At 69.7% G+C, this 2,645-nt stretch carries 3 protein-coding genes and 2 pseudogenes; 4 read left to right on the plus strand and 1 reads right to left on the minus strand.

From position 1 onward, the window contains the following. Positions 1–355, plus strand: a pseudogene (locus tag ABZ646_RS44580) (hypothetical protein); the annotation flags it as partial. Between the two features lie 2 nt (positions 356–357). Then, entirely contained in the window at positions 358–1,344 is a 987-nt protein-coding gene (locus ABZ646_RS44585; protein WP_360532940.1) for an NADPH:quinone reductase, read from the plus strand. A gap of 73 nt (positions 1,345–1,417) precedes the next feature. On the opposite strand, the gene ABZ646_RS44590 is transcribed toward ABZ646_RS44585, so the two are convergent. After that, positions 1,418–1,639 (minus strand): cold shock domain-containing protein, encoded by a 222-nt coding sequence (locus ABZ646_RS44590; RefSeq protein WP_360532943.1) that lies wholly within the window; start codon positions 1,637–1,639, stop codon positions 1,418–1,420. Between the two features lie 209 nt (positions 1,640–1,848). Here ABZ646_RS44590 and ABZ646_RS44595 point away from each other — a divergent pair, with 209 nt between their 5' ends. Together ABZ646_RS44595 and ABZ646_RS44600 are read left to right on the plus strand one after the other, a co-directional pair. Continuing rightward, positions 1,849–2,187 (plus strand): hypothetical protein, encoded by a 339-nt coding sequence (locus ABZ646_RS44595; protein WP_360532946.1) that lies wholly within the window; start codon positions 1,849–1,851, stop codon positions 2,185–2,187. Between the two features lie 19 nt (positions 2,188–2,206). Next, a pseudogene (locus tag ABZ646_RS44600) lies at positions 2,207–2,645 on the plus strand (ISAzo13 family transposase); the annotation flags it as partial.

Consider the following 2,645-nt stretch of genomic DNA (forward strand, 5'->3'; position numbering starts at 1 on the left):
ACCGAACCGGACGTCGGCCGGTCCAGTCCCGCGGCGCAATGGAGAAAGGTGCTCTTCCCGTTGGTTCGTGATCCTGGCGTTCCTCTCGCTGTTGCCCGACAGCGTCGAGCAGCACGCCGTGCTGCGCCGCCGCCTGGACTTCCTGGAGGCTCCCGCCAGCTTCTTCTACGACGGCGACACGCCGCTGCGCGCCGAGCAGGTCAGTGATCCCTACCGGCGCGGCATGCTGCTCACCGCCCGCGCCATCAGCCGCGCCGAGCGCGCCTGGCTCCACGAGGCCCTGGACCGCAACGGCCCCCGAGTGACAGACGAGCAGCCCCGCCCCCAGACCCACACCCGTGACCGGAAGGACTGACCATGCTTGCTTCCTGGTACGACCAGCAGGGCCCGGCCGCCGAGGTGCTCCAGCTCGGCGAGCTGCCCGACCCCACCCCCGGCCCCGGTGAGGTCCGTGTCCGCGTCACCGTCTCCGGCGCCAACCCCGGCGACACCAAGAAGCGGCGCGGCTGGACCGGCTCGGCCATGCCCTGTCCGCGGGTGATCCCGCACAGCGACGCCGGCATCATCGACGCCGCCGGCAACGGCGTCGACGCGCGCCGCGTCGGGCAGCGCGTGTGGGTGTACGGCGCCCAGTCCTACCGCCCCTTCGGAACCGCCGCCCAGTACACCGTCGTCCCCGGAGACCTCGCCGTCCCGCTGCCCGACCACCTGCCCGACGACCTCGGCGCGAGCCTGGGCATCCCCGGCATCCCCGGCATCACCGCACACCGCACCGTCTTCTCCGACGGCCCCGTCGACGGCAAACGCGTGCTGGTCAACGGCGTCCTCGGCGGGGTCGGCTCACTGGCTGCCCAACTCGCCCGCTGGGGCGGGGCCACAGTCATCGGCACCGTCCGACGCGGCACCGACCTGGACCGGATCGACCCCGCGGTCGTCTCCCACGCCGTCGCCCTCGACTCAGCAGACCCGGCCGCCTCGATCCGCGCCCACGCACCCGACGGCGTGGACCGGATCATCGAGGTCTCCCTGTCCGACAACGCCGACCTGGACGACGCCGTCGCCGCCAACGACGCCATCATCGCCGCGTACGCCACCCGCTCCGACCGCACCGAAATCCCGTTCTGGACCCTGCTGTTCAACAACGTCACCCTGCGCCTGCTCGGCAGCGACGACTTCCCCGCCGAGGCCAAACGCCAGGCCGCCCGCGACCTCACCGCCGCGGCCGCCGTCGGCGCCCTCACCGCCGATATCGGCGACCGCTTCCCGCTCACTGAGATCGCCAAGGCCCACGACCGCATCGACGCCGGTGGCCGCGGCCGCGTCCTGATCGACATCCCCCAGTAGTGATGAGCCAGCCACGCCACGTTTTGGTCAGCGGGCCTCGCGTTTGTCGATGCTCGCGCCGTGGCGGGTTCCTTTACTCCCTGATGACAATGACGTCCGCGGCCTGGGGGCCCCTGTTCCCAGTGATGACGTCGAACTGAACGGGTTGCCCCTCGTCTAGCGTCTTGAAGCCCTCCTCCTTGATGGCAGAGAAATGGACGAACACGTCACCCATTTCGGCCGTCTCGATGTAGCCGTAGCCCTTGTCCGGGCTGAACCACTTCACCTTGCTAGTGATGGGCGCTCTCTCCTGCATGCTGCTCTCCTCCTGCGTCGGGACACTGCGCCGGAGGGGGTCCGTGCTCCGATCGCCACCGGTCGACATTACGGAGAGTGCCGAATCGATTACGTGATCGCCTGGCGTTCGCCCAAGGGGAATCTCCAGATGTCTACGCGGGTCCCTTACCCGGCAGCGTTCGTGTTTCAGCAGGTCAGCGAATTCCGCCGGTTGGCCACATCGCCGAGATGCGGGCGGCCCGCCACCAGCATGAGGCCCACCGCGAGTCGCTCATCGATGACGCGGTCGCCGTGCTCAAGGACGCCCAGGAGGCGCTGCGCCTGCTGCCGGACGTGGTCACCGACGTGGACACGGACACCTACCAGGGCAAGGCGTGCGTGACGCCCGAGGCCGCGAAGGACGCCCTGTACGTCTGGCAGGACCAGCTCACCGCACTGCTCCCCGAACCGGCTGACCTGGACGACCGCACGCGGGCGGAAGGGGGCGGGGTGCGGGAGCCGGGCGCGTGGGGTGAGGTCACGGCGGGGCTAGGGGCTCGCAGAGAATCAAGGTGTTGCTTCCCGTGATGCGGCTCGTTGTTGTGGTATGAGCGTCTCCGACGAGGTTCGCAGTCAACTCGCTGTGAAGTTTGAGGTGTTGTTCCCACACCTCGATGAACGGCAGCGGCGGCTGATGATGGGGGCCGAGGCCCGGGTCCTGGGCCACGGTGGTATCCGGGCGGTCGCGCGGGCGGCGCAGGTCAGCGAGACGACAATCCGCAAGGGCGTGGACGAGCTGGAGGCCGGCGAGGAACCCCTGGGCCGGGTTCGCAGGCCCGGTGGCGGCCGAAAGAGGGCTGCAGATCTTGATCCGGAACTGCGGCCCGCGCTGCTGGCCCTGGTGGAACCCGACGAGCGGGGTGATCCGATGTCGCCGCTGCGCTGGACGGTGAAGTCGACCAAAAGCCTCGCGGTCGAGTCACCCTGGAGGAGCGCGAACTGTCCAAGTACGGCCGCGACCTGGCCAGTACGACCGCCAACTCCAC

This window comes from Streptomyces sp. NPDC007162 (assembly GCF_040634175.1).
Taxonomy (GTDB): Bacteria; Actinomycetota; Actinomycetes; order Streptomycetales; family Streptomycetaceae; genus Streptomyces.

Coding starts and splice junctions, on each gene's coding strand:
- ABZ646_RS44585 (WP_360532940.1), top strand. CDS start 358: ATGCTTGCTTCCTGGTACGACCAGCAGGGCCCGGCCGCCGAGGTGCTC.
- ABZ646_RS44590 (WP_360532943.1), bottom strand. CDS start 1,639: ATGCAGGAGAGAGCGCCCATCACTAGCAAGGTGAAGTGGTTCAGCCCG.
- ABZ646_RS44595 (WP_360532946.1), top strand. CDS start 1,849: ATGCGGGCGGCCCGCCACCAGCATGAGGCCCACCGCGAGTCGCTCATC.